Annotated in this window: 25 protein-coding genes; 16 read left to right on the forward strand and 9 right to left on the reverse strand. The window is 52.7% G+C overall.

The window, feature by feature from the left end:
• The first annotated feature begins 36 nt into the window (after positions 1-36).
• Positions 37-1,326 (forward strand): arsenite efflux transporter membrane subunit ArsB, encoded by a 1,290-nt coding sequence (gene arsB / locus OGV57_RS10525; RefSeq protein ID WP_054528761.1) that lies wholly within the window; start codon positions 37-39, stop codon positions 1,324-1,326.
• Positions 1,327-1,338: 12 nt separating this feature from the next.
• Positions 1,339-1,764, forward strand: coding sequence for a glutaredoxin-dependent arsenate reductase (arsC, locus tag OGV57_RS10530; RefSeq protein WP_054528760.1), 426 nt, complete (start codon positions 1,339-1,341; stop codon positions 1,762-1,764).
• Between the two features lie 30 nt (positions 1,765-1,794).
• Here the strand turns inward: arsC and arsA are convergent, their stop codons facing one another.
• The 7 genes from arsA to OGV57_RS10565 form a co-directional block, all read right to left on the reverse strand.
• Positions 1,795-3,552 (reverse strand): arsenical pump-driving ATPase, encoded by a 1,758-nt coding sequence (gene arsA, locus OGV57_RS10535; RefSeq protein ID WP_054528924.1) that lies wholly within the window; start codon positions 3,550-3,552, stop codon positions 1,795-1,797.
• Between the two features lie 20 nt (positions 3,553-3,572).
• Positions 3,573-3,935, reverse strand: coding sequence for an arsenic metallochaperone ArsD family protein (locus tag OGV57_RS10540; RefSeq protein WP_054528759.1), 363 nt, complete (start codon positions 3,933-3,935; stop codon positions 3,573-3,575).
• A gap of 75 nt (positions 3,936-4,010) precedes the next feature.
• Positions 4,011-4,556: a sigma-70 family RNA polymerase sigma factor gene (locus OGV57_RS10545; RefSeq protein WP_054528758.1), complete on the reverse strand. Its 546-nt coding sequence runs from the start codon at positions 4,554-4,556 to the stop codon at positions 4,011-4,013.
• An 8-nt stretch (positions 4,557-4,564) separates the two neighbouring features.
• Positions 4,565-5,278: an arsenical resistance protein ArsH gene (gene arsH / locus OGV57_RS10550; protein ID WP_054528757.1), complete on the reverse strand. Its 714-nt coding sequence runs from the start codon at positions 5,276-5,278 to the stop codon at positions 4,565-4,567.
• Between the two features lies 1 nt (position 5,279).
• Positions 5,280-5,603 carry an ArsR/SmtB family transcription factor gene (locus OGV57_RS10555; RefSeq protein WP_054528756.1) on the reverse strand — a complete coding sequence of 108 codons (324 nt, stop codon included), beginning with the start codon at positions 5,601-5,603 and terminating at the stop codon, positions 5,280-5,282.
• A gap of 184 nt (positions 5,604-5,787) precedes the next feature.
• Positions 5,788-5,934, reverse strand: coding sequence for a hypothetical protein (locus tag OGV57_RS10560; protein WP_003841003.1), 147 nt, complete (start codon positions 5,932-5,934; stop codon positions 5,788-5,790).
• A gap of 18 nt (positions 5,935-5,952) precedes the next feature.
• Positions 5,953-6,489 (reverse strand): GNAT family N-acetyltransferase, encoded by a 537-nt coding sequence (locus OGV57_RS10565; RefSeq protein ID WP_003033852.1) that lies wholly within the window; start codon positions 6,487-6,489, stop codon positions 5,953-5,955.
• A gap of 816 nt (positions 6,490-7,305) precedes the next feature.
• Between OGV57_RS10565 and pgaA the strand changes: the two genes are divergently transcribed.
• From pgaA to OGV57_RS10595, 6 genes are all read left to right on the forward strand, one after another.
• Positions 7,306-9,768, forward strand: coding sequence for a poly-beta-1,6 N-acetyl-D-glucosamine export porin PgaA (gene pgaA / locus OGV57_RS10570; protein WP_044713448.1), 2,463 nt, complete (start codon positions 7,306-7,308; stop codon positions 9,766-9,768).
• Between the two features lie 9 nt (positions 9,769-9,777).
• Positions 9,778-11,799, forward strand: a complete 2,022-nt coding sequence (gene pgaB / locus OGV57_RS10575; RefSeq protein WP_054528755.1) for a poly-beta-1,6-N-acetyl-D-glucosamine N-deacetylase PgaB — start codon at positions 9,778-9,780, stop codon at positions 11,797-11,799.
• Positions 11,796-13,130 carry a poly-beta-1,6-N-acetyl-D-glucosamine synthase gene (gene pgaC, locus OGV57_RS10580; RefSeq protein WP_003033859.1) on the forward strand — a complete coding sequence of 445 codons (1,335 nt, stop codon included), beginning with the start codon at positions 11,796-11,798 and terminating at the stop codon, positions 13,128-13,130. The genes pgaB and pgaC overlap by 4 nt, the downstream gene beginning before the upstream one ends.
• Positions 13,127-13,633 carry a poly-beta-1,6-N-acetyl-D-glucosamine biosynthesis protein PgaD gene (gene pgaD, locus OGV57_RS10585; protein WP_003033860.1) on the forward strand — a complete coding sequence of 169 codons (507 nt, stop codon included), beginning with the start codon at positions 13,127-13,129 and terminating at the stop codon, positions 13,631-13,633. Before pgaC ends, pgaD begins: the two co-directional genes overlap by 4 nt.
• An 82-nt stretch (positions 13,634-13,715) precedes the next feature.
• Entirely contained in the window at positions 13,716-13,946 is a 231-nt protein-coding gene (gene yjdI / locus OGV57_RS10590) for a 4Fe-4S mono-cluster protein YjdI (RefSeq protein WP_054528754.1), read from the forward strand.
• A gap of 11 nt (positions 13,947-13,957) precedes the next feature.
• Positions 13,958-14,230, forward strand: a complete 273-nt coding sequence (locus OGV57_RS10595; protein WP_003033869.1) for a GNAT family N-acetyltransferase — start codon at positions 13,958-13,960, stop codon at positions 14,228-14,230.
• A gap of 42 nt (positions 14,231-14,272) precedes the next feature.
• On the opposite strand, the gene OGV57_RS10600 is transcribed toward OGV57_RS10595, so the two are convergent.
• Positions 14,273-15,202: a LysR substrate-binding domain-containing protein gene (locus OGV57_RS10600; protein ID WP_003033874.1), complete on the reverse strand. Its 930-nt coding sequence runs from the start codon at positions 15,200-15,202 to the stop codon at positions 14,273-14,275.
• 390 nt (positions 15,203-15,592) lie between these two features.
• Here OGV57_RS10600 and OGV57_RS10605 point away from each other — a divergent pair, with 390 nt between their 5' ends.
• The 7 genes from OGV57_RS10605 to OGV57_RS10635 all read left to right on the forward strand — a co-directional run bounded on the left by OGV57_RS10605 (position 15,593) and on the right by OGV57_RS10635 (position 24,096).
• Positions 15,593-16,198 carry an ankyrin repeat domain-containing protein gene (locus tag OGV57_RS10605; protein WP_003033877.1) on the forward strand — a complete coding sequence of 202 codons (606 nt, stop codon included), beginning with the start codon at positions 15,593-15,595 and terminating at the stop codon, positions 16,196-16,198.
• A 15-nt stretch (positions 16,199-16,213) separates the two neighbouring features.
• On the forward strand, positions 16,214-17,113 hold the full coding sequence (locus tag OGV57_RS10610; protein WP_072143923.1) for an oxamate carbamoyltransferase subunit AllH family protein: 900 nt from the start codon (positions 16,214-16,216) through the stop codon (positions 17,111-17,113).
• Positions 17,091-18,638: an acyl-CoA synthetase FdrA gene (gene fdrA, locus OGV57_RS10615; RefSeq protein WP_003033884.1), complete on the forward strand. Its 1,548-nt coding sequence runs from the start codon at positions 17,091-17,093 to the stop codon at positions 18,636-18,638. The genes OGV57_RS10610 and fdrA overlap by 23 nt, the downstream gene beginning before the upstream one ends.
• The gene (locus tag OGV57_RS10620) at positions 18,638-20,056 is read left to right on the forward strand and encodes a YlbE family protein (RefSeq protein ID WP_003033887.1); all 1,419 of its coding nucleotides are present in this window, start codon (positions 18,638-18,640) and stop codon (positions 20,054-20,056) included. Before fdrA ends, OGV57_RS10620 begins: the two co-directional genes overlap by 1 nt.
• Positions 20,057-20,173: 117 nt before the next feature.
• The gene (locus OGV57_RS10625) at positions 20,174-21,724 is read left to right on the forward strand and encodes a hypothetical protein (RefSeq protein WP_003840986.1); all 1,551 of its coding nucleotides are present in this window, start codon (positions 20,174-20,176) and stop codon (positions 21,722-21,724) included.
• Positions 21,725-21,750: 26 nt separating this feature from the next.
• The gene (locus OGV57_RS10630) at positions 21,751-22,701 is read left to right on the forward strand and encodes a carbamate kinase family protein (RefSeq protein ID WP_054528752.1); all 951 of its coding nucleotides are present in this window, start codon (positions 21,751-21,753) and stop codon (positions 22,699-22,701) included.
• Between the two features lie 12 nt (positions 22,702-22,713).
• Positions 22,714-24,096 carry an amidohydrolase family protein gene (locus tag OGV57_RS10635; protein ID WP_054528751.1) on the forward strand — a complete coding sequence of 461 codons (1,383 nt, stop codon included), beginning with the start codon at positions 22,714-22,716 and terminating at the stop codon, positions 24,094-24,096.
• A 44-nt stretch (positions 24,097-24,140) separates the two neighbouring features.
• Here OGV57_RS10635 and OGV57_RS10640 read toward each other — a convergent pair whose 3' ends face one another.
• Positions 24,141-25,031, reverse strand: a complete 891-nt coding sequence (locus OGV57_RS10640) for a nickel/cobalt efflux protein RcnA (protein WP_003840982.1) — start codon at positions 25,029-25,031, stop codon at positions 24,141-24,143.
• Positions 25,032-25,151: 120 nt separating this feature from the next.
• On the opposite strand from OGV57_RS10640, the gene rcnR reads away from it, so the two are divergent.
• Positions 25,152-25,424, forward strand: a complete 273-nt coding sequence (gene rcnR / locus OGV57_RS10645; protein ID WP_003033900.1) for a Ni(II)/Co(II)-binding transcriptional repressor RcnR — start codon at positions 25,152-25,154, stop codon at positions 25,422-25,424.
• Positions 25,425-25,471: the final 47 nt, after the last annotated feature.

Below are 25,471 nucleotides of genomic sequence, written 5' to 3' on the forward strand. Positions count from 1 at the left end.
ATACAGGGCGACAAAGTCGCCCTGTCAGGAGGTTTTATGTTACTGGCAGGCGCTATTTTTGTCCTGACCATCGTTCTGGTTATCTGGCAGCCGAAGGGGTTAGGCATCGGCTGGAGCGCGACGCTGGGTGCGGTACTGGCTCTGATATCTGGCGTTGTGCATGTTGGCGATATTCCGGTGGTGTGGAATATCGTCTGGAACGCGACGGCGACCTTTATTGCCGTAATTATTATCAGTCTGCTGCTTGATGAGTCCGGTTTTTTCGAATGGGCAGCGCTGCATGTTTCCCGCTGGGGTAACGGTCGTGGACGTTTGCTCTTTACGTATATCGTTCTGCTCGGCGCAGCGGTGGCGGCACTGTTTGCCAACGATGGTGCGGCACTTATTCTGACGCCGATAGTCATCGCCATGCTACTGGCATTAGGGTTTAGCAAAGGCACGACACTGGCATTTGTCATGGCTGCCGGGTTTATTGCCGATACGGCCAGCCTACCGCTTATCGTGTCGAACCTGGTGAATATCGTATCGGCGGACTTCTTTGGTCTGGGATTCACCGAATATGCGTCGGTGATGGTTCCGGTTGATATTGCAGCCATTGTTGCCACGCTGGTTATGCTGCATCTGTTCTTCCGCAAAGATATCCCGCCGACTTACGATCTGGCTCTCCTTAAGACACCGACAAAAGCAATAAAAGATCCTGCTACGTTCCGCACCGGCTGGATAGTGTTGATTCTTCTGCTGGTTGGGTTCTTTGTTCTCGAGCCACTCGGGATCCCCGTTAGCGCAATTGCTGCAGTTGGGGCGGTAATACTGTTTACTGTGGCGAAACGAGGCCATGCCATTAACACCAGTAAAGTGCTGCGTGGCGCACCCTGGCAGATCGTCATCTTCTCACTGGGGATGTACCTGGTAATCTACGGTCTGCGCAACGCCGGGCTAACCGAATACCTTTCAGGTGTACTGAATGTACTGGCGGATAAAGGACTCTGGGCCGCGACGCTGGGTACTGGCTTCTTGACTGCTTTCCTGTCTTCCATCATGAACAACATGCCTACCGTGCTGGTTGGCGCTCTCTCTATTGATGGCAGCACCGCAACAGGCGTTATCAAAGAAGCGATGATCTACGCTAATGTGATTGGCTGCGATCTGGGACCTAAAATTACACCTATTGGTAGCCTGGCAACGCTGCTTTGGCTGCATGTCCTTTCACAGAAGAATATGACCATCACCTGGGGATACTATTTCCGCACCGGGATCGTCATGACTCTGCCCGTGCTGTTTGTAACGCTGGCAGCGCTGGCGCTACGTCTCTCTTTCACTTTGTAATGAGATACTGATATGAGCAATATCACCATTTATCACAATCCTGCCTGCGGCACGTCGCGTAACACGCTTGAGATGATCCGCAACAGCGGTACTGAACCGAACGTTATTCTTTATCTTGAAAATCCACCTTCACGCGATGAGCTGGTCAAACTGATTGCAGATATGGGCATTTCAGTCCGGGCTCTGCTGCGCAAAAACGTCGAGACTTATGAAGAACTGGGGCTTGCGGAAGATAAGTTTACTGACGATCAGTTAATCGATTTTATGCTTCAGCATCCGATCCTGATTAACCGTCCGATTGTGGTGACACCGTTGGGTACTAAACTGTGCCGTCCTTCCGAGGTGGTTCTGGATGTCCTTCCAGATGCTCAGAAAGCGGCTTTCACCAAGGAAGACGGTGAAAAAGTTGTTGATGATGCAGGTAAAAGACTGAAATAAAGATAAAGGGGGCAAATGCCCCCTTTATTGTTACTTCGTCATTTCTTCCAGCAGGTCAATACCAACCGGCTCTTCGCTCTGTAGCGCTGTTAATGCAATACGCTTTGCATACTGCTCTTCCACATTAGAGATGAGAGGCAGCTCGCGGTTCGCCCTGGTCTTCAGGAAAGGCGAAGACGGTTCAGTAGCTGCCAGGCTGTTATTAACAACCCATGCCCACGGCTCGATGCCAGCTCGACGCAGATCCTGCTGCAGGTTAGCTGCTTCCAGTACAGGTGTCGTTTCGGCAAGCGTCACGATAATCACCTTCGTCTTCTCCGGGTCCTGCAATTGCATCATTGGTGTCAACACATGATCATGCGTTTGCCCCATCTGGCGCACCATTTCCCGGTGATAGGCTCCTGTTGCATCCAGTAGCAGAAGTGTGTGACCCGTTGGCGCGGTGTCCATAATGACAAAATGGTCGTCTGCCTCTTTGATTATCCGCGAGAATGCCTGGAAGACGGCGATCTCTTCAGTACATGGCGAGCGGAGATCTTCCTCCAGCACCGCCAGCCCCTCAGCGTCTAATCCTTTGCCCTGATTTTCCAGTACAAAACGGCGATAACGTTCTGTCTCTACCTTCGGGTCGATACGGCTGACCTGCAGATTTGGCAGTGAGGCATCCAGCGTGTAAGACAGATGTGCTGCCGGATCGGATGTGGTCAGGTGGACTTTATGGCCGCGTTTAGCCAGCGATACCGCGACTGATGCCGCAATAGTCGTTTTGCCCACTCCGCCTTTACCCATCGTCATGACCAGACCTTTACCTGTCAGGCTGAGTTCATCCACCAGTGAAGCAAGTTTTGGTAAATCCAGAGTGTTTTGCGTTGTCGCAGGGAGCGGCAGCGAGGCTTTGCTCTGTGTAAATAACTCACGCAGGGCTTCCAGACCGACCAGATTAAATGGCTTAAGATACAGCTGCGAGCGGGGAAGATTAGCCAGATTATCAGGCATTGCCTGTAGTGCTTTTTCTTCCCGAGCCAGAATACTTTGCCCCAGTGGATCTTTTTCACCCACAAACGGCGGCAGTACACCATTGATGGCAAGGTGCTGATGCTGCAAACCGATAACAGACAGCTCATCGTGCGTATGGGATACCTCTTTCAGCGTTGAAGCCTGAGCACGTGCAACCAAAACTAAGCGCGTGAGTGCTGCATCAGACAACGCTTTAACCGCATCTGAGTACTGGTGCTGTTGTTTCTCCAGCCCTACCAGAGGCCCGAGATTAGCGGCAGCATCGGGATTCGCTTCCAGATAACCGCTCCAGGCTCCCGGCAACTCAAGCATGCGGATGGTATGACCGGTTGGCGCAGTATCAAATACGATATGGTCATACTTTTCCCGCAACTCATGGTTGGTAAGAAGACCAGTAAACTCATCAAATGCCGCGATTTCCGTGGTGCATGAGCCAGAGAGCTGCTCTTCAATGCTGCTGACCACCTCGGCTGGCATCAGCCCGCGAACCGGGTCGAGTACTCGGTCACGATAGGCTTGTGCTGCAGCCATCGGATCAACTTCCATCGCGGCAAGATTTTCTACGGTACTGATATCTGTGATTCGGTGGCCGATAGTCTGGCTAAATACCTGGCCGACATTGGAAGCCGGATCGGTACTCACCAGAAGCGTTCTCTTACCCTGATCGGCCAGCCATACCGCAGTAGCACAGGCCAGGGATGTTTTACCCACACCACCTTTGCCAGTGAAGAAGATGAACGGGGGAATGTCTTTTAAAAATGGCATATTCATCAGTAATAGCTCCTCTGGAATTAAGGCATGCGTGGAATGCTGCAGCAGCATGGTTGCGTGCTGTCTTCACTCCAGTCCTGAGTAAGCGGAATACCTGACCAACGGGCGATATCTTCTCGCGTCGGGAGTTTGCCTGCCATCACGAGCTTCCCATCGAGTAAGGTGACAGGGAGGGACTCCATCCCTGATGTGTTCAGAAACTCTTTGATGACAGGGGTATTCAGGAACTGCTGCGGGTTTTTCGCAAGGTTGTAGCGCTGAATATTAACGCCATTCTTTTTCGCCCATTCGGCGCTGGCGTTCCATTTGACGGCTTCGTCACTGACTACAACGCTACTGGTTGCGCAGCAGCCTGCTGCTTCAAAGATCTCAATTTTTGACATGGACTGTTTACCTCAGTGTTGAGTCATTTGGCTTTACACTGAGGTAAACGAAGGTGGTGGGGAAAGGATGCGCGATTAATTCATTTTTTTGTGGCAGCAGACGGAAGACGTGTCATCCGCCTCAATCTGACAACGTTCTGTCATCATCTCTTTCAGGTGTTTTCTGGCCCGAAGTAGTCGGGATTTAAACGCCGTAAGCGTGATGCCCAGTTCATCGGCCAGGGACTGCTGGGGACGCCGGTTAAGGTCGGACTCTTCAATCAACCACCGCTCATCTTCAGGTAATGCCTGCAATGTTTCAGGCAGGCAAATACCCAGCGTTGAGATTGCATCAGGGGATGCATCAGTTAATGGGGCATCTTCTTCCAGCTCAACGAATTCCCTGGTGGTGCGGTACTCATCAATCAGCAGATTCCTCGCCGCCCGATACAGCCAGGCTCGCGGATTCTCCATCTTGCAGAAACTGTCTGAATGAGCGCGGGCACGCAGGAATAGCTCTTGCAGAAGGTCTGCTGCTTTTTCGCTATCACCTGTCTTCGATGTCAGAAAGCGAGAGAGTTCGGCTTCATGTTGTCGCCAGAACACGCTCATGCAGTTATTGAATGCTGTTATATCACTCATACCAGCCCTCAAATTTTGCTCTGATTAACCCGCCGGGAAAGTTCTTCTGCAGACTCTTTTCGTTCGCTGTAGCGATCGACGAGATAGGCTGAGTGACCTCGGGTCAGCAGAGTAAATTTCACCAGTTCTTCCATTACATCCACGATGCGGTCGTAATAAGACGACGGTTTCATTCGACCATCTTCATCAAACTCCAGCCAGGCTTTTGCCACTGAGGACTGATTTGGGATGGTGATCATCCGCATCCAGCGGCCAAGAATACGCATCTGGTTAACGGCATTGAAGGACTGAGAGCCACCGCAGACCTGCATAACGGCCAGTGTCTTACCCTGCGAAGGGCGAACAGCGCCTTCTGCTAACGGTATCCAGTCAATCTGGGCCTTCATGATGCCGGTCATCGCACCATGGCGTTCAGGGGAACACCACACCATTCCTTCAGACCAACGAACCAGCTCGCGCAGTTCCATGACTTTAGGATGCGAGTCAGGCGCATCATCAGGAAGAGGCAATCCTGAGGGATTGAAGATCCGAACCTCTGCGCCCATGGCAGTCAGCAGCCTTGCTGCTTCCTCAGTTGCCAGTCGGCTGTAGGAACGTTCGCGTACAGATCCGTACAACATCAGGATACGAGGAGGATGGGGAACGGCAGGAACGCCGAATCTTGCCTCTGTGATTGAGGTGTCAAACAAACCCGAATCAACATTCTTCAGATCGCCTGTCATTTTACTTCTCCATCTTCTGGGGCAGGGTGAGGCAGTCGTCAGTCCCTGAGCAGCATTCTTCTGTCAGGAAGGTAATCAGAGCCTCAAGGTTTTCATATCGGGCATGGCAAAAGAGCGTTCTGCCCTGGCGCTCCTGGTGTACCAGAGAAACTGATATCAGCGAGGAAAGATGATGGCTCAGCGTAGAGGCAGGGATTTCGAGCCGCTTCTGCAGTTCGCCAACCGGTAGCCCTTCATGCCCGGCTTTAACCAACTCTCTGTACACGCATAGGCGCGTAGGATGACCCAGCTCTTTCAGGGTTTCTGCTGCTTTCGAAAGCTCCATTTGTATCTCATTTCTATATTTCCGGAATCATAGAAATATACTGTATCTTCCAATAAATACCAATAGTGAATGGGCCTTGCCCCTGAACATTTTGGATAAAGGGGGAGCATCATTGAGAAAATGTGGGGAGTAGCTCTGCTTTTTTTCCAGGAGTAAAACGGTTAGGCACAGATCGGAACTGATATTAGTGGCCGGTAAATAGCAGATATTCATCCATCATTTGCGTGAGGGATATGTTTTCCTCCTGCCGTCCAACCAGCCACAAGCCCAAATCTTCAGGTGCCTTACGTTTCAGGTTATCCAACCAGTCTTCCAGCGTCGCACGCATCATCAAATCGTACCAACAATGTTAAATAGCGACACCGAAATCCGGTGGTAGTGTGCTGTTACCTTCACCCAGATTACGTTGTAGCAATACCGTGTCGAGCCATAGTCCATGTTTGAAGCCAATGTTTTTCAGTGTGCCGATTTCCGTAAATCCGGCCTGCTGATGGACTTTTAACGATCCCTGATTATTGCTGTCGCCGACGATGGCAATCAGTTGCCGATAGCCCTGTGCTTCAGCCCAGCCGATCACATGACGCAGTAAAGCTTTTCCTACACCCTGACGCTGAGCCGTTGGAGCAATATAAATCGAATCCTCAAGGGTATAGCGGTAGGCATAACGCTCGCGATAGCGGGTGAGGTAGCAATACCCGATGACCTTATCTTCCTGTAGCGCGACGACCCACGGCAGCCCGAGGCTGCGGATTTTTTCCAGACGAGCAAACATCTGGTGAGCATCCGGAGGGTCGGTTTCAAAGCTGCCGGTACCGTGAAGAACATGATGTGCATAAATATCGCGTATGGCGGGGATGTGCTTTTCTTCTGCGTTAACGATTTTCATTGACCGGCTCCCATTGGCGTCTTTGCCCAGATTACCTGAAAGACTGAGGGGAAGGTAAGTGCAAAAAATTATGCTTCGAACAGTTGCTTGCAATGCTAATAGGCTTTCATATTGTAAGGGGAAATAATTGATTGTGGTTGATGTTGTCAATAATACGCAAGGTTGGTAAATACATTAACGTGTAGAGTAATACACAATTATTCGTGCATGTTTTCGAGCGTGTATCCAAATGCCAATTATGGTAGGTTTCGAAAAATGATGAAGAAAGTTATTTGATTTCAATGTGTTGTTTCTGTATCTAATTCTTCTTGCGCCTGTACCCTTATTTTCATTTCATTGGCCCTGTTTGAGCCCTAAAAATTAAGTTATATTTTGTTGTTAGCAGAGAGCCTATTATCAGATTTTTCTCTATTCATCTCTCAAAATAGTTACCATGCAAACAGTTGCGCGGTGTAGCTATGCTAACCAGCAATAGTAAGCATCGTCACATTATGTCACCGGGTAAACTTTGTTTAAATCCAGAATTCAATCCCAAGAGTATTAGGATTATTTAGTCTAAAATACTTTTTTGACTAAGACTTTTCTTATTACGTAGCCATGAACTACATGGAGTGATAAAATTCCCGAGTTTATGCCTCCTGCTCAACGATTAGAGGACGCGGTGCGGGTAGTCAATAAGACGAAAGAATTAATTGCTTTATAACCCTATTACGAAATAAGCGGCAGTGCATCTTACATGGTCGGCAATCGTCAGGGATTGACCTTAACTTATTGAAAACGCTTATTTTTACTCTGATGTAAGATATAAGGGCAGATATGTTCAGTATGCGTCGACATGCCAACTTCATTAAACGTTTTAAGTCCGTAAGCTGTTTATTTACGGCCAGCATTCTTTTCCCTATGCAAATCTCTGCTGCGGTATCTGATTATGATGCTTTGGTTATTGAAGCGCGGGGGGGGAATAGTGCGCCGCTATTGCGCTACCTTGAGGATCAGGGAAAGAAAAGCGCGCTAACGCCAAACCAGGTTGCCGACTGGCTGCAAGTTTCTAGTTGGGTTGAGAACAACGATAAAACAACAATTGAAATCTGGCAGCGGTATCGTGGTCAGATGGATGTGCCTGCACGGGGAAAAGTCGCCGCAGCGCGTGCGTATCGTAACCAGAAAAACTGGAATGATTCATTGGCGGTGTGGGAACGCGTTTTACAGGAAGAACCTGATAACGTGGATGTACGCACCGGCTGGATAATGACGCTGGCAGATGCGCGCTACAATCAGCAAGCCCTTACCGAAGCGAATAAATGGGCTCAGGCGCATCCGGGGGCTGATTCCGATGCGCTACTTGCCTATGTCTATCACTCTCAGGGGAAAAACTGGGACGCGCTGTTGGTTGCCAGCCAGGCGGATGACGTCGATCCTGGCAACAAAAATGCAAAATCCACGCTGCTGTCTGCGCTGTCAGCGAACCGTGTTTCCGGACCAGCCTTAAATATGGCGGAAGTCGTACCCACGGCAGATCCGGTGAAGCGTCGCCTTGAGCTTGATGCGGCGGCTGAAATGGTCCGATCCTCTTATACGTCCGCACGTAATGAAGAAGAACGTTTTATCGTAGCAGATAAAGCGCTGGCCCGTTATGACCAGTTGTTGGCGGCCTGGAAAGATGAGCCGTCTGCGCAGAATGATGTCCGCCGGGCGAGAATAGACCGTATGGGTGCCCTGTTGGTGCGTAAACGTACTGCCGAAGTGATCGAGGAATATGAGTCCCTTTCCGCAAGCGGCGAAGTACCAAACTACGCAAAACGTTGGGTGGCATCAGCATGGTTAAGCGAGCGTCAGCCGGAAAAAACCGAAGCGATGTTGGCGAGCATCTACTACCCGAATGGGCCTATTCCGGTGACGCCGCTCAGTCCAGAGGATCAACAAGATCTGTTCTATGCACACATTGATAATGAAAACTTCGATGCTGCCAAAAAACAAGTCGATGATTTGATCAAAGAGAGTCCGTATCTGCGGCGTATCTATGGCTCGCCAACGCCACAGCCTAACGATAACTGGCTGCTCGGACAGTCGCTGCTGACGCAATATCATATCGCTGCCAATGAACTGCCAGAGGCAGAAAAGCTCGCAGAGCATCTGGCACGAACAGGCTCCGGTAACCAGGGACTGCGCATTTCCTATGCCTCTGTGCTTGAAGCGCGTGGATTGCCGCATGCAGCGGAGAAAGAGCTTAAGCTGGCGGAAGTGATTGAGCCAAGCAACCTGGAGCTGGAGCGTCAGCAGGCTTACGTTGCGCTGGATCTCCAGGAATGGAAGCAGGCCGATGAACTGACGGATGACGTTATTGCCCGTAGCCCGGATGATGAAGCGACGCTGCGCCTTGCGCGTATTCGTGATGTCCACAAAATGTCGGAAGTGCGCATTAGCGGCACGCAGGGGATCTCGTCCGATAGCCCGGTCAGCGGTAAGAATGACTTCAACATCAACACGGCTATTTACAGTCCGCCGATTAATGACAACTGGCGACTGTTTACTGGATTCAACTTCGCTACCGGTGAATTTGAGGAAGGGAAGGGCATCAGCCGCGATCTGGCGGCGGGTGCAGAATGGACTTCCCGTGATTACTGGGCGGAAATGGAAGTGTCTGGCCGAAATTATGGCGATGGTCAGAAGATTGGGGGGCGTCTATCCGGCTGGCATGACTTCAATGACAACTGGCGCGTAGGCGGTTCGGCCGAGCGCTTGTCGCGTAATACGCCATTGCGCGCGCTGCGTAGCGGTGTGTATGCCAACGGCGGCGATATGTTCGTTCGCTGGTATCAAAACGAACGACGTGAATATCAACTGTCGTTTGCTGCATCACATTTCTCAGACGGTAACGATCGCATCGAATACGGACTCAGCGGAAAAGAGCGCATCTGGACCACGCCTCGCTTCACGCTGGACTTTACGCCGGGCATTGGCGGGAGCACCAACACCAAAGAGAATGTGCCGTATTACAACCCGAAGAGTGATTTTTCGGTTGTCCCTGGCCTGAGCGCAGAGCAGGTTCTTTACCGCCACTATGATACCGTCTGGACGCAGCAAGGTCTGGCAGGCGTAGGTGGCTACTGGCAGCAAGGTGAAGATGCAGGCGCTATCGTCCAGGTAGGATACGGACAACGGCTTAAATGGAACAACGTCGTAGATGGCGGGGTGATGCTGATTTGGGATAAACGCCCCTATGACGGTAAACGTGAGCGGAATATCTCCCTCGCTTTCGATTTAAATGTCAGGTTTTAAGGATTGTTCATGCTGAAAAGATGCCTGTGGCTTAGCGCATTAATCGCTGGCTGGTTGATGATTACCGCGTGCAGCAGCGCGCACAATACAACGCCTCGCTATGTTCCTCCTGGGGAGAGAACACCGCTGACGGCGGATCATCAGTGGCCGAAAAATAGTTTCCTGGTACTGGGTTATCACGATGTTGAAGATGGTGCTGCCGACCAGCGTTACCTCTCTGTGCGTACCAGCGCGTTGAGCGACCAAATGGCCTGGCTGCGTGATAATGGCTATCAGCCGATCAGCGTGCAGCAAATTCTGGATGCCCATGACGGTAAAATTGTACTGCCGGAAAAAGCGGTATTACTCACCTTTGATGACGGGTATAGCAGTTTTTATACCCGCGTCTGGCCATTGCTGAAAGCCTACAACTGGCCTGCGCTCTGGGCGCCAGTAGGCAGTTGGGTTGATGCACCAGCCAACAAAAAAGTCGATTTTGGCGGCTTAATGACAGCGCGAGATAAATTCGCCACCTGGAAAATGGTCGAAGAAATGGGGAAATCGCCGTTGGTGGAAGTCGGTGCGCACACCTGGAACTCGCACTTTGGCGCTGAGGCCAATCCGCAGGGGAGTAAAGAGCCAGCGGTAGCGAACCGCCTGTATGATAAGAAAACCGGCACTTATGAAACGGACGAACAGTACAAGCGACGTATAAACACGGATATTTCTCTGATCACTAACAAGATAAAATCGGTGACCGGGAAATCGCCGCGCGCGTGGGTATGGCCGTACGGCGCAGCCAACGGCACGACGTTAAACCTGGCCAAAGAGCATGGCTATAAGATGGCCTTTACGCTTAATGAAGGGTTGGCGAATGCCGCGTTTCTCGATGATATTCCGCGCGTGCTGATCTCTGATAACCCATCCCTTAAGCGCTTTGCCAGTCAGGTCGCTCAGGTCCGTGAGCCACAGACGATGCGCGTGATGCATGTCGATCTGGATTACGTGTATGACAAGGACCCTGCTCAGCAGAAGCGAAATATCGATAAGCTGATCCAGCGCGTTTATGACATGCGTATTTCTCATGTCTTCCTGCAGGCGTATGCCGACCCAAAAGGTGACGGGAATATTCGTGAGGTCTATTTCCCCAACCGCTGGCTGCCGATGCGTGCCGATCTCTTTAACTATATCTCCTGGCAATTACAAACGCGGGCAGGGGTGACGGTATATGCCTGGATGCCGGTTCTGGCTTTCGATCTCGACGCGTCTATTCCACGCGTAACCGCATGGGATCCGAAAACGGGACGTACTGCTATCAATCACGAGAACTATGTCCGCCTTTCACCCTGGAGCAGCGAAGCGCGTCAGCGCATCACTGAAATCTATGAAGACCTGGCGAAACACGCCAGTTTCAAAGGTATTTTGTTTCATGACGATGCTTTCCTGACGGACTTTGAAGATGCGTCACCGGAGGCGTTAGCCGCTTACCGCGCCGCAGGGCTTCCGGGCAGTATCGAGCAAATACGTAATAATCCTCAGGCGTTCGAGCGCTGGACGCGCCTGAAAAGTAAGATGCTGATCGACTTCACCAAACAGCTGACCCAGTCTGTGCGTAATATTCGCGGTCCACAGGTGCAAACTGCGCGCAATATTTACGCCATGCCGGTACTGGAGCCTGAAAGTGAAGCCTGGTTTGCACAAAACCTGAATGATTTCCTCAATACCTATGACTGGACGGCGCCGATGGCGATGCCATTCATGGAACAGATCCCGGCCAATGATGCCAACGCATGGCTTGACCGACTGGTGAATGCCGTTGCACAAAACCCTGGAGCGCTGGATAAAACCGTGTTTGAACTGCAGGCACGAGACTGGCGTAAATCCGGGGATCAGGCTGAAATCAGCGGAAAACAAATAGCCGAATGGATGCGCCAGCTGAAATTAAGCGGTGCAGGTAACTACGGCTATTACCCGGATGATTTCATCAGCGACAAACCTGAGATGTCAGAGATTCGCTCGACGTTCTCCTCATACTGGTATCCGCAAAAATGACCGATCGCATTATTGCTTTCCTGATACTTTGCCTGATGTTCAGCCTGCCGTTTGGCGTGGCTGTCATCTTTACAGGTGAAGTGATGTTGAACTTCGTCTTCTTCTGGCCTTTGTTCATGTCTGCTTTGTGGATAAGCGGCGGAGTCTATTTCTGGTTTTACCGTGAACGTCACTGGAAATGGGGAGATGACACGCCACCACCGACCCTGCCGGGGAATCCACTGGTTTCCATTCTGATCCCCTGTTTTAACGAAGGGATCAACGCGCGTGAAACCATTGAGGCCGCACTGGCACAGCGATATAAGAATATCGAAGTGATTGCCATCAACGATGGTTCAACGGATGACACTCACGACGTGCTGGAACAACTGGCAGTGGAATACCCCAGCCTGCGGGTGATTCATCTGGCTGAAAACCAGGGCAAAGCGCTGGCGCTCAAGACCGGTGCGGCCGCGGCGCGCAGCGATTACCTGGTGTGCATTGATGGCGATGCGTTACTGGATCGTGATGCCGTTGCCTATATTGTGGCTCCGCTAATCCAGTTCCCACGTGTTGGCGCAGTGACGGGGAACCCGCGTATTCGAACCCGCTCTACGTTAATCGGTCGTGTGCAGGTCGGTGAGTTCTCTTCCATTATCGGTTTAATTAAGCGTACTCAGCGAGTCTATGGGCAGATCTTTACCGTTTCTGGCGTAGTTGCGGCGTTTCGTCGTCGCGCGCTGGCTGAGGTCGGTTACTGGAGCCCGGACATGATCACTGAAGATATCGATATCAGTTGGAAGCTGCAATTGCGCCACTGGTCGGTATTCTTTGAGCCGCGCGCACTGTGTTGGATCCTGATGCCTGAAACGTTAAAAGGGCTGTGGAAACAGCGTTTGCGCTGGGCGCAGGGTGGTGCAGAGGTGTTTATCGTTAACATGCGTCGTCTGTGGTCGTGGGAGTTCCGTCGCATGTGGCCGCTGTTTCTTGAGTTTTGTTTTTCTACCGCCTGGTCGTTTGCCTATGCGATCAGTATCGTGCTGTTCCTGTTAGGGCTGATGATCCCGATGCCGGACTCGCTGTATGTGCAGCATCTGTTCCCGCCAGCCTTTACCGGACTTATCCTCGGCGTGGTGTGCTTGCTGCAGTTTGCGGTGAGCCTGATGATTGAACGACGTTATGAAAAAGGCATTGGCGCCTCGTTGTTCTGGATTATCTGGTTCCCGGTGGTGTACTGGATGCTAAGCCTGTTCACCACGCTGGTCGCGTTCCCGAAAGTGATGCTTAAACGCAAACGCGGCAGAGCGCGTTGGGTGAGTCCTGACCGTGGAATTGGGAGGATCGAATCGTGAATCAGCCACTGATCTTTACGGAGCGGCGTCTGCTGCCTCGCATTATCGATGTGTTGTTGACGCTCATCGCCTGGGTTGGTTTCTTATACCTGATCTATAAAGGATTGATCACGGCCCTGGCGCATTCACCGTATATGGGGGTGCGACCCTTTTTCACCACGCTGGATACGGTCACGTTTTATATCCTTGTCGCCCTGGTCAACGGCCTGGTGCTGATTGGCTGGGCTAAGTACAACCAGTTTCGTTTTCGGGTGGAACGCCGCAGTCGCAGACCCGGGCTGGAAGACCATGAGCTGGCAGAAAGTTTGCGTATTACCCGGGAGCTGGTTACGGAACTGAACAAGGCGAGGGTGCTTACGGTCCACCATCATGAGAATGGCGAAATCAGTCATATCGATGTGGACAGGGATATTGCCGATAACCGCCTCCCGCCGCCAACGCCTGCGATGCTGGAGTATTTGCCACCAGAGCAGCAGCCGTCGTTGCAGAACAGGCCCGAGTGATATTTCTGCTTTCAGCAGCTTCCTTCAGCCTCGCATAGGTCTATGATTAGACCCAGACAATAAAAAAATGTGAGGCAATGTCGTGGATAAGGAACTACTGGATGCAGGTTACCGGTCCTATACCGGCGAGAAGATTGACGTCTATTTCAACACGGCGATATGTCAGCATTCGGGCAATTGCGTGCGGGGAAGCGCGAAACTGTTTAACCTGAAACGTAAACCGTGGATCATTCCGGATGAAGTGGATGTCGAGACGGTCATCAAGGTCATCGATACCTGTCCGAGCGGTGCGCTGAAATATCGCCAGAAATGAGTGAGGGGACCATGGAAATTCTTGCAGGCCACAACAAGTTTTATGTCAATGATGCTGAGGGCAACCAGGTTGCCGAGATAGTATTTGTGCCGACGGGCGAGCATCTGAGCATCATTGAACATACCGATGTCGACCCCAGCCTGAAAGGTCAGGGCGTCGGCAAACAGCTGGTGGCGAAAGTGGTAGAGAAGATGCGCGCTGAAAACCGCAAAGTTATTCCGCTGTGCCCGTTTGCCAAACATGAATTTGATAAAACCCGCGAGTACGACGATATCCGCGCCTGATCATTTTATGTGTACCGGAAGGTATAACAGCCATCCGGTTCATCACTCCCGATGCAGCAGATCCTGATAAATCCCCGTCAGTATCCCTTGTGGCCCAAACTCTTTTTTAATCCACTGAGTTACACGACCGGTTGCCGAATGCTGGGTGGCCAACAGCATTCGTGAATCCTGACGCGGGTTGTGGATCTGCCGCGTCACCAGCAACGACTTTTCCATCGCCTCGCGCACCATGTAGTCCGGCAGAAAACCGATGCCTTCACCCAGGATCTGGCACTGGCACTTGGTATTAAAATCGGGAACCAGAATCGACTCCTGTCCGTGTAACAGCCAGCCGACCTTCTTGTTGATGGTGTGTGCGGTGTCTTCCACCATGATGTTCGGGTACAGGCGTAACTGGCTCTCAGAAATGGGTTCCGGCATAAAGGCGAGGGGATGATCCGGGGCAATCGCAAACGACCAACGGATCGCGCCGATCTCGGTGTAATCAATTCCGCCGCCGTCCAGTAACGTATCGGGTGCGCCAATGGCGATATTAGCCAGGTTGTTGATGATCGAATCCCAGACGCCGTTATACACCTCGGTGGTGACGGTTATCTGGCAGGTTGGAAACTGTTTCTTGAGTACCTGCAGCAGCCGCGCTGTATGTTGAGGGGTATACAAAAGCTGGTTAATGCAGATGCGTACCCGGGCTTCAATGCCCTGAGCGATGGTATCAATGCTGCGCTTGATTGCGTGGAAATCGTTGAGCAGGTCGGTCGCCTTGCGAAACAGGTAGCGCCCGGACTCGGTCAGTTCAATGCTGCGAGTACTGCGGGTAAACAGCACCACGTCGAGACCCATTTCCATGCGCTTAATGGTGTAACTAATTGCCGATGTGGTTAAGCCAAGCTCTTCAGCCGCCTTGCTAAAGCTGCTGTAGCGGGCAGCCATCGTAAACGCCAGTAGGTTTTCCTCGGTAAATATTGAATTCATCTTTCTCCCCTCCGGCGACAATGCGTATCCGCAACACGATGATTGTTGAATGTATTTGTAATCCTTATACAGAGCAATCAGTTTTGAACAAAATTTAACACTAGTTTTACATTTGATTTGAAGGCAATCACACTTCTGTATTTTAATTGCAGGCCGCTATCCGTGCAGCATACCGCCTGATTCACCGGACTACTGATTAGTGGCTAAAAGGGCCCCAGCCATAAGGGAAAGATTGCACTACAGCACGTTTTGTTCTCATTGTTAAAATTGATTCAATAATCGATGCGCTAACGATGAATGAAATTTAAGCGGATGTTATTCTCTGCACTCTGTTGCTATTCTCAGGTTATCGGATATTTAAAAAGTCTAAAAAACTGCAGGAGAGCGATTATGTCAGAGAAAGAACTCATTACTGAATTTCTGCTGGCGGCAGAACAGGGCAATGCCGATGGATTAAAATCCTGTCTGGCAAAAAATGTGGATATTAATGCCACTAACCGCCAGGGGCGTACTGCCATTATTATTGCCAGCCTGAATAAACATTATGACTGTGTTTCTTTATTGATTGCTGAGGGTGCCGATATTAATAAACAAGATCAAACTTGTTTTAACCCCTTCCTGATTAGCTGCTTGACGAATGATTTAACGCTGTTGCGTACGGTATTACCGGCTAACCCTGACCTTAATTGTCTGAGCCGTTTTGGCGGTGTCGGTATTACGCCAGCCAGCGAAAAAGGTCATGTTGAGATCGTGCGTGAGCTGCTGCTGCGTACCGATATCAATGTCAACCATACTAATTTTGTTGGCTGGACGCCGCTCCTGGAAGCCATCGTACTTAATGACGGTGGCGCGAAGCAGCAGGAGATCGTTAAGCTGCTGCTCGACCATGGCGCAAATCCGCACATGACGGATAAATACGGTAAAACCCCGCTGGAACTGGCGCGAGAGAAAGGGTACCACGAGATTGCCGAGCTGCTGATTGCGGCCGGAGCCTGACACAGGAGCGCCATTATCGCTACGCCATCACGGCGATGCGTACGGGCGCTAACCGCAGACAGCGCGTTTCTCACTTTCCGGGGAACGGGACGGGTTGAACAGGTTTTTTCCCACGCGGTAAACCTGTTGATACCTGAACAGCAGCGGTTGCTGACGTTACTGAGTGAAGATTGTGATAACGCACCTAACAGCTGTCGGCTGGCGCTGACGCATTGTGAAGACCTGTTTCATCCCGGTGAGCTGGTCAATTTTAGCGGGTCGGGAATAGTTGTTGGCAATGATAAATGGATAGAAACCGCCGGTTGCCTGCTGTGGCGAATACCACGGTGGACATCTGATGCAGCAAGTCTTGCCGCAGTCGGCTGGCAGCATTGGGATGAGGTTATCCGCCAACAGCTAAGAAGCGACGACACATTATTTCTGTATCAGGGTGACAATCCGTTTTTTCAGGAAATCACCCGTCAATTACACAACCGCCGACAAACATTACTGACGGCGTTGCGTACAGGAGAAAATATCTCTACAGCGGTCAGCCATTTAATTGGTCTGGGGATTGGTCTGACGCCCTCATCGGATGATTATTTAGTGGGCCTAAGCACTATTCTATTTATTCCCGGACATCCGCTGAGGAAATATCGTGAAGATTTTTTAGCAGCTTTACAATATGCCGGAAATAATACGACGCTACTCAGCAAAATAACGTTAGAGGAAGCTTTTCATCAGCGTTATCGGGAAAGCGTTGGACGGCTGCTCAACCAATTTATTACTGAGCAAAAACCCGTTTCTACGCAATATATTACTGACATTAAAAATATTGGCTCAAGTTCTGGCTGCGACATGCTGTATGGCATGGCGGATGCCTGCGCCCTGAGCCACAGGTCCGGAGGGAATTATGTCGATCAGGATAGTTGTTAAAAAGAACACGTATTTTGATTCTGTCTCACTGATGTCTATCTCCACGCGCGCAAATAAGCTCGATGGTGTTGAGCAGGCGTTCGTAGCTATGGCGACAGAAATGAATAAGGGCGTACTGAAGAATCTCGGCCTGCTCACGCCTGAGCTGGAAGAGGCGAAGAGTGGCGATCTGATGATTGTCATTAAAGGCGCGAGCGACGAAGCAAACGCGCAAACGCTGGTGGCGATTGACGATCTGTTTACGCATAAAGAGCAGGGTGGCCAGCACGAAGCGCGCTATGCCACGCTCGCCAGCGCGAAGAAGCACGTTCCCGACAGCAACCTGGCGGTGATCTCGGTCAATGGCCTGTTTGCCGCGCGTGAAGCGCGTCAGGCGCTGCAAAATAACCTCAACGTGATGTTGTTCTCTGACAACGTCTCTCTTGAAGACGAGCTGACGCTTAAGCAACTGGCGCACGAAAAAGGACTGTTGATGATGGGGCCAGACTGCGGAACCGCCATCATTAACGGCGCGGCGCTGTGTTTTGGCAACGCAGTGCGTCGCGGCAACATCGGAATTATTGGTGCGTCCGGTACCGGTAGCCAGGAGCTGAGCGTACGCATTCACGAGTTTGGCGGCGGAATTTCTCAACTGATTGGCACCGGTGGACGCGATCTGAGTGAGAAGATTGGCGGCCTGATGATGCTTGACGCGATTGGCATGCTGGAGGCCGATCCGCAAACTGAGATCATCGCGCTTATCTCTAAACCTCCTGCGCCAGCGGTGGCGCGCAAGGTGCTGGAACGTGCGCGCGCCTGTCATAAGCCCGTGGTGGTGTGTTTCCTCGGACGTGAAGCCGCGCCTGCGGATGAAAAAGGCCTACAGTTTGCCCGCGGTACTAAAGAGGCGGCGTTGAAAGCGGTACTGCTGACCGGCGTGAAAAAAGAGAGCCTGGATCTGCATCCGCTCAACTGGCCGCTGATTGAAGAGGTTCGTGCCCGTCTGACCCCGCAACAAAAGTACATCCGTGGCTTGTTCTGCGGTGGCACGTTGTGCGATGAGGCGATGTTTGCTGCCATGGAAAAACATGCCGAAGTTTACAGCAACATTCATCCGGATCCGGCGTTCCGCCTGCAAGATCTCAACCGCAGCGTGGCGCATACCTTCCTCGATTTCGGTGATGACGATTTTACCAACGGTAAACCGCACCCGATGATCGATCCCACCAACCGCATTAGTCGTCTGTTGCAGGAAGCGCGCGATCCTGAAGTCGGCGTGATCGTGATGGACTTCGTCCTTGGTTTTGGATCGCATGAAGATCCGGTTGGCGTGATGCTCGACGCGATCGTTGAAGCCAAAGCGATCGCCGCCGCAGACGGTCGTCCGCTTGAGATTCTCGGCTATGTGCTGGGAACCGATCTTGATACGCCGTCGCTGGAAAAACAATGTCAGATGCTGACTGATGCGGGCGTTATCTGGGCGAGCAGTAGCACCAACACCGGATTGCTGGCGCGTGAATTTATCTGTAAAGGGGAGGAAGCCTGATGAGCCAGACACTGTTTAACCAGCCGCTGAATGTGATTAATGTCGGTATCGCGATGTTCAGCGATGACCTGAAAAAGCAGAACGTTCCCGTGACCCAGCTCGACTGGACGCCGCCGGGCCAGGGCAACATGCAGGTGGTTGCTGCACTGGACGAGATTGCCGATTCGCCGCTAGCAGACAAAATCGCTGCCGCTAACCAGCAGGCGCTGGAACGCATTATTCAGTCGCATCCGGTGCTGATTGGCTATGACCAGGCAATCAATGTCGTGCCGGGGATGACCCGCAACACCATCCTGCACGCCGGGCCGCCGATCCGCTGGGAAAAAATGTGCGGTGCAATGAAGGGCGCGGTAACCGGGGCGCTGGTGTTTGAAGGACTGGCGAAAGATCTGGATGAAGCTGCCGAACTGGCCGCCTCGGGTGAAATTATCTTCTCACCATGTCACGAGCATGACTGCGTTGGCTCGATGGCGGGTGTGACGTCAGCGTCGATGTTTATGCACATCGTTGAGAACAAAACCTACGGCAACCGCGCATATACCAATATGAGCGAGCAGATGGCGAAGATCCTGCGTATGGGCGCGAACGATCAGAGCGTTATCGATCGTCTGAACTGGATGCGTGATGTGCTGGGACCGATGCTGCGCGACGCCATGAAGCTGGCGGGCGAAATCGATCTGCGCCTGATGTTGGCGCAGGCGCTACACATGGGCGATGAGTGCCATAACCGTAACAACGCCGGGACGGCGCTGCTGATTCAGGCGCTGACGCCGTGGATTATTCAGACCGGCTATCCGGTTGAGCAGCAGCGTGAGGTGTTCGAGTTCGTCCTCAGTAGTGATTATTTCTCCGGACCGACCTGGATGGCGATGTGTAAAGCCGCAATGGACGCTGCACACGGCATTGAATACAGCACCGTGGTGACGACGATGGCGCGTAACGGCGTTGAGTTCGGTCTGCGCATTAGCGGCTTACCGGGCCAGTGGTTTACCGGTCCGGCGCAACAGGTGATTGGCCCGATGTTTGCGGGCTACAAGCCGGAAGATTCCGGACGTGATATTGGCGATAGCGCGATCACCGAAACCTACGGCATTGGCGGTTTCGCTATGGCGACGGCGCCGGCCATCGTGGCACTGGTGGGTGGTACGGTCGAAGAGGCCGTTGATTTCTCGCGCCAGATGCGTGAAATCACTCTCGGCGAAAACCCCAACGTTACCATTCCGCTGCTTGGTTTTATGGGCGTACCGACCGCTATCGATATTACGCGCGTGGGCAGCACCGGCATTCTGCCGGTGATCAACACCGCAATTGCGCACAAAGATGCGGGGATCGGCATGATCGGTGCCGGAATAGTCCACCCGCCGTTCGCCTGTTTTGAAAAGGCGATCCTCAACTGGCGCGACCGCTACTGCCAATAACAACAACCGGGGCTAACGCGGTTAGCCCCACAGTAGCGAAGCGAAAAACGTTGCTTACCTGCAGGGCTGGGCGATCTCCGCGATCGCAAACGATGCTTAACCTGTTAAGGATATTCCATGAACAGCATAAAACTAGAATGGAAACGTGGTGACTGGGCAGCTTACTTTGGGCTGATGACCAACAACCTGACTAACCTGCTGACAATGATGGGGCTGCTCATTTTTGTCGTCGGGATCCCTACCGAAATTGTCTATGGTCGCATTGCGCCTGCCTTTGGTCTGGCGGTGCTGGTGGCCAGCGTCTGCTACGCCTGGTTTGGCCTGCAGATGGCAAAGCACACCGGGCGTAAAGACGTGACGGCGCTGCCGTCCGGACCGAGCGCACCGTCAATCTTTACCGTCACCTTCCTGGTACTGATGCCGGTTTATCAGCAAACCAAAGATGCCAACTTCGCTATCCAAATCGCGCTGGTATGGTGCTTTGTCGAAGCGTTGATCCTGGTCGGCGGCTCCTTCCTGGGCGAGACCATCCGCAAGATGATCCCACGTACGGTACTGCTTTCTTGTCTGTCCGGCCTGGGACTGTTGCTGCTGGCGATGAACCCGATGCTGCAGGCATTCGAAGCGCCGACCGTCTCTTTCATCGTCCTGTTGCTGATCTTCATTAACTGGTTCGGTAAGAAGCCGATTTTTGCCCGTATTCCTACCGGTTTGCTGCTGCTGATTGCCGGTACGGCCCTGGCGTGGATCTCCGGTTTACAAAGCCCGGAAGCCATTAAAGCGTCGATGTCTTCCTTTGGCTTCAACCCGCCGGAAATTCATGTCGACAGCTTCCTGCAAGGTTTGCCGCATGCACTGCCGTATCTGGCTTCTGCGGTTCCTCTGGGTCTGGCGAACTACATTTTCGACCTTGAGAACATTGAAAGTGCACACGCGGCGGGGGATGAGTACAACACCCGTAAGGTGATGATGGCGAACGGCTTTGCCTCCATGCTCGGCTGCATGCTGGGCAACCCGTTCCCGGTGACCGTGTATGTTGGGCATGCGGGCTGGAAAGCGATGGGCGCCAGTATCGGCTATACCCTCGCTTCAGGCATCACCATGTTCCTGGTACCGCTGTTTGGCCTGGGCGCGTTTATGCTCGCCATTATTCCGATGACTGCGATAGTGCCGATTCTGGTGTTTATCGGCGTGGTGACCGCCAACCAGGTGGTGCGAGAAACGCCCAAAGTCGAGGTTCCCGTTATCTTCATCTGCCTGTTCCCGTGGATCGCTAACTGGGCATTGACCATCGTTAACAGCGTGATGGGCGCCGCCGGAACATCCGCGGGGAAACTGGGTAGCGACTTACTGCACAGCAAAGGTGTCTATTACGACGGACTGGTGCATCTGGGAAGCGGCGCGCCGCTGGCCAGCATGCTGTGGGGCTGCGTCGCTATCTTCGCCATTATGAATAAGCCGCTGCGCGGGGCGATTGCCGCAGCCTTTGGGGCACTGTTATCGCTGTTTGGCGTGATCCACTCCCCGGCAGTTGGCTTTGCTGAGGGCAGCTCGATGATGTTTGTTGTGGCCTACCTGATGATGAGCGGCATGTTTGTCCTCAAGCATGTTCTTGATAGCCGTGAAGCGGTGACTGCGCCTGAGCAGGAACCGACGAAAACGACCTGAATCGCCTGTAAGCGGAAGATAACACTATGAAAGAACTTGTGGTCGTTGCCATTGGCGGCAACAGCATTATCAAAGATAACGCCAGCCAGTCGATTGAGCACCAGGCTGAAGCGGTGAAGGCGGTGGCGGATACGGTGCTGGAGATGTTGGCATCGGACTACAACATTGTGCTTACGCACGGTAACGGGCCGCAGGTGGGGCTGGATCTCCGACGTGCGGAAATCGCGCACGAGCGTGAAGGGTTACCGCTTACCCCGCTGGCAAACTGCGTCGCCGATACGCAGGGGGGCATCGGCTATTTGATCCAACAGGCGCTGAACAACCGTCTGGCGCGGCGCGGCGAGCAGAAGGCAGTCACGGTGGTCACGCAGGTGGAGGTCGACAAAAACGATCCGGGCTTTGCTAATCCGACCAAGCCTATCGGGGCGTTCTTTAGCGCAGTGCAGCGCGATGAGTTGCTGCGGGTCAATCCAGGCTGGCGCTTTGTTGAGGATTCGGGGCGTGGCTACCGCCGGGTTGTGGCTTCCCCTGAACCAAAACGTATTGTTGAAGCAGAGGCGATCAAAACGCTGACCCAGCAGGGGTTTGTAGTGATTGGTGCGGGTGGTGGTGGCATCCCGGTGGTGCGTAGCAATCAGGGGGATTACCAGAGCGTGGATGCGGTGATTGATAAAGATCTCTCCACGGCGTTGCTGGCACAGGAAATCCGTGCCGACATTCTGGTGATCACCACCGGCGTCGAGCAGGTCTGTATTCATTTTGGCAAACCTAACCAGCAGGCGCTGGATACGGTGGATGTCGCCACGATGACCCGTTACATGCAGGAGGGACATTTCCCGCCGGGCAGCATGTTACCCAAGATTGTTGCCAGCCTGGCGTTTCTGGAGCGTGGCGGTAAACGAGTGATCATCACCACGCCGGAATGCCTGCCCGCCGCACTGCGCGGCGAAACGGGCACCCATATTGTCCATTCCTGAGAGGAGATGCGAATGAAGGAAAGTAACAGCCGCCGTGAATTTTTAAGCCAGAGCGGAAAAATGGTCACTGCTGCCGCGCTGTTTGGCGCAGTCGCCCCGGTCGCGTATGCTGCTAATCCTGTCGGGAACACCTGCGGGTCGAAGAGCACAATGACGATTAACGATAAGCACTATTACCTGGATAACGTCCTGCTGGAAGCGGGGTTTGATTACGAAAACTCAGTGGTGGTGCACACCCGTACCGCGCTGCAAACCGTTGAAATCCAGGACGGGAAAATAGTTGCGCTGCGCGAGAATAAGCAGCATCCGGATGCGACGCTGCCGCACTACGATGCGGGTGGAAAGCTGATGCTGCCCGCCATGCGCGACATGCATATCCATCTGGATAAAACCTTTTACGGCGGTCCCTGGCGTTCGCTGAACCGTCCGGCGGGCACCACCATTCAGGATATGATCCGCCTGGAACAAAAGCTGCTGCCTGAACTCCAGCCTTACACCCAGGAGCGCGCGGAAAAGCTGATCGATCTGCTGCAATCAAAAGGTACCTCGATTGCCCGCAGCCACTGCAACATAGAACCGGTTTCCGGACTGAAAAACCTGGAGAACCTGCAGGCGGTGCTGGCGCGTCGCCAGCCGGGTTTTGCCTGTGAAATTGTGGCATTTCCACAGCATGGCCTGCTGTTATCAAAATCTGAACCGCTAATGCGTGAAGCGATGCTGGCGGGAGCGCATTATGTCGGCGGTCTGGACCCAACCAGCGTGGATGGGGCGATGGAAAAATCACTCGATACCATGTTCCAGATTGCGCTCGATTACAACAAAGGCGTGGATATCCATCTGCATGAAACCAGTCCGGCGGGCGTGGCGGCGGTGAATTACATGGTAGAAACGGTGGAGAAAACGCCGCAGTTAAAGGGCAAACTGACCATCAGCCACGCGTTTGCGCTGTCTACGCTGAACGAACAGCAGGTGGATGAACTCGCAACCCGCATGGCGGCGCAGCAGATTACCATTGCCTCGACGGTGCCGATTGGCACGATGCACATGCCGCTAAAACAGCTGCGCGACAAAGGCGTGGAAGTGATTACCGGGACCGACAGCGTGATTGACCACTGGTCGCCGTACGGCCTGGGAGACATGCTGGAGAAGGCGAATCTGTACGCGCAGCTCTATATTCGCCCGAATGAACTCAACCTGTCGCGGGCGCTGTTTCTCGCTACCGGTGATGTGCTGCCGCTTAACGATAAAGGTGAGCGCGTCTGGCCGAAAGCGCAGGATGAAGCCAGCTTTGTGCTGGTAGATGCCTCATGCTCAGCGGAAGCGGTCGCGCGAATCTCCCCACGCACTGCGACCTTCCATAAAGGGCAACTGGTGTGGGGGAATGTCGCAAGCTAGCCTGGTTCTACGCGCAGCGGCTATCGCTGCTGCGCTCCCATATATTAACCGACGATCCCCATATAGCCGTGAATCCCCATATATAAGCCGACCATTGCAATGAGCACGCTGGAAAAATAGGGCGCTTTGCGTGCCAGCGTGTTAAATCCGCTCCAACGCTTGGCCGCCTGCTGCACGCTGATTGCCGCACCCACGCCCACCGTTACCAGTGTCAGCGCCAGCCCGAGGCTGAAGCACAGCACCATGGTGGCGCCCAGCGTGAAGGCTTTGAGCTGGATGCATATCAGCAGCACCGTAATGGCAGCTGGGCACGGGATCAGCCCGCCAGTCAGACCGAACAGTAATATTTGGCCGTTGGTGACCTCTTTGCCCGCAAAGCGGCGCTGAATATCGGTGGCATGCGCCCGTTCGTGGGCATCCTGATACTCTTTCGAACCCTCGCTCAGCCCTGCTAACGCGGCATGGTTATGATCGTGGTCATGATGATGGTGATGATCGTCATCGTGATCATGATGATGGTGGTGATAGTCGTCATGAACATGGTGGTGGTGATGTCCGTGATCGTGGTCGTGATGCGTCTGGGCCAGCCAGTTCTGCTCTCCCTGCCAGGTTCGCCAGAACATCCAGAATGCGGTCCCGAGAATAATTATCGCCGAGACAAATTGCAGCCAGGGCTCAACGGCCTGGGCGGTAAACGCTTTGCTGATATACATCCCACCGAGCGCAATCAGCCATACTACGGCGGTATGCGACAGCGTTGCTGCCAGCCCCAGCATCACCGCCTGTTTGATTGTCCCCTTAATAGCAATAATAAAGGCCGCCATCATCGTCTTGGAATGCCCTGGTTCCAGACCGTGCAACACACCTAATAGAATCGCGCTGGGAATGAAAAACCAGGCGTTGCCTTGCTGAAGAAGCGTAGAAAACTCACCCATGAGAATGATTCTTAGTTGTTTAATTTCGCCTGATTCTACTCCCCCCCAGTATCAAATACTACCCCCCAGTAGAATGTCGATGGTATTGTCCCTTCAGCCAGACGTTAAAAAGGTAAAGTTATGTCACATACGATCCGCGACAAACAAAAGCTGAAAGCCCGAACCAGCAAGATTCAGGGGCAGGTAGCGGCGTTGAAAACCATGCTGGATGAACCGCATGAATGCGCGGCGGTATTGCAGCAAATAGCGGCGATCCGCGGGGCAGTAAATGGATTAATGCGCGAAGTGATTAAAGGTCATCTGACCGAGCACATTGTGCATCAGGGCGATGAAATTAAGCGCGAAGAAGATTTGGATGTGATTCTGAAGGTACTGGATTCGTACATCAAATAAGACAGTTTAACGGCTCATCCACACACTGATGAATGAGCCGTTGATAA

The organism is Citrobacter sp. Cf087, assembly GCF_030334285.1.
In the GTDB taxonomy this organism is placed as follows: Bacteria; Pseudomonadota; Gammaproteobacteria; order Enterobacterales; family Enterobacteriaceae; genus Citrobacter; species Citrobacter freundii.

Excerpts from the sequence above, each read along its gene's own strand:
- arsB (WP_054528761.1), top strand. The coding sequence starts at position 37 with ATGTTACTGGCAGGCGCTATTTTTGTCCTGACCATCGTTCTGGTTATC.
- arsC (WP_054528760.1), top strand. The coding sequence starts at position 1,339 with ATGAGCAATATCACCATTTATCACAATCCTGCCTGCGGCACGTCGCGT.
- arsA (WP_054528924.1), bottom strand. The coding sequence starts at position 3,552 with ATGAATATGCCATTTTTAAAAGACATTCCCCCGTTCATCTTCTTCACT.
- OGV57_RS10540 (WP_054528759.1), bottom strand. The coding sequence starts at position 3,935 with ATGTCAAAAATTGAGATCTTTGAAGCAGCAGGCTGCTGCGCAACCAGT.
- OGV57_RS10545 (WP_054528758.1), bottom strand. The coding sequence starts at position 4,556 with ATGAGTGATATAACAGCATTCAATAACTGCATGAGCGTGTTCTGGCGA.
- arsH (WP_054528757.1), bottom strand. The coding sequence starts at position 5,278 with ATGACAGGCGATCTGAAGAATGTTGATTCGGGTTTGTTTGACACCTCA.
- OGV57_RS10555 (WP_054528756.1), bottom strand. The coding sequence starts at position 5,603 with ATGGAGCTTTCGAAAGCAGCAGAAACCCTGAAAGAGCTGGGTCATCCT.
- OGV57_RS10560 (WP_003841003.1), bottom strand. The coding sequence starts at position 5,934 with ATGATGCGTGCGACGCTGGAAGACTGGTTGGATAACCTGAAACGTAAG.
- OGV57_RS10565 (WP_003033852.1), bottom strand. The coding sequence starts at position 6,489 with ATGAAAATCGTTAACGCAGAAGAAAAGCACATCCCCGCCATACGCGAT.
- pgaA (WP_044713448.1), top strand. The coding sequence starts at position 7,306 with ATGTTCAGTATGCGTCGACATGCCAACTTCATTAAACGTTTTAAGTCC.
- pgaB (WP_054528755.1), top strand. The coding sequence starts at position 9,778 with ATGCTGAAAAGATGCCTGTGGCTTAGCGCATTAATCGCTGGCTGGTTG.
- pgaC (WP_003033859.1), top strand. The coding sequence starts at position 11,796 with ATGACCGATCGCATTATTGCTTTCCTGATACTTTGCCTGATGTTCAGC.
- OGV57_RS10595 (WP_003033869.1), top strand. The coding sequence starts at position 13,958 with ATGGAAATTCTTGCAGGCCACAACAAGTTTTATGTCAATGATGCTGAG.
- OGV57_RS10600 (WP_003033874.1), bottom strand. The coding sequence starts at position 15,202 with ATGAATTCAATATTTACCGAGGAAAACCTACTGGCGTTTACGATGGCT.
- OGV57_RS10605 (WP_003033877.1), top strand. The coding sequence starts at position 15,593 with ATGTCAGAGAAAGAACTCATTACTGAATTTCTGCTGGCGGCAGAACAG.
- fdrA (WP_003033884.1), top strand. The coding sequence starts at position 17,091 with ATGTCGATCAGGATAGTTGTTAAAAAGAACACGTATTTTGATTCTGTC.
- OGV57_RS10620 (WP_003033887.1), top strand. The coding sequence starts at position 18,638 with ATGAGCCAGACACTGTTTAACCAGCCGCTGAATGTGATTAATGTCGGT.
- OGV57_RS10625 (WP_003840986.1), top strand. The coding sequence starts at position 20,174 with ATGAACAGCATAAAACTAGAATGGAAACGTGGTGACTGGGCAGCTTAC.
- OGV57_RS10630 (WP_054528752.1), top strand. The coding sequence starts at position 21,751 with ATGAAAGAACTTGTGGTCGTTGCCATTGGCGGCAACAGCATTATCAAA.
- OGV57_RS10635 (WP_054528751.1), top strand. The coding sequence starts at position 22,714 with ATGAAGGAAAGTAACAGCCGCCGTGAATTTTTAAGCCAGAGCGGAAAA.
- OGV57_RS10640 (WP_003840982.1), bottom strand. The coding sequence starts at position 25,031 with ATGGGTGAGTTTTCTACGCTTCTTCAGCAAGGCAACGCCTGGTTTTTC.
- rcnR (WP_003033900.1), top strand. The coding sequence starts at position 25,152 with ATGTCACATACGATCCGCGACAAACAAAAGCTGAAAGCCCGAACCAGC.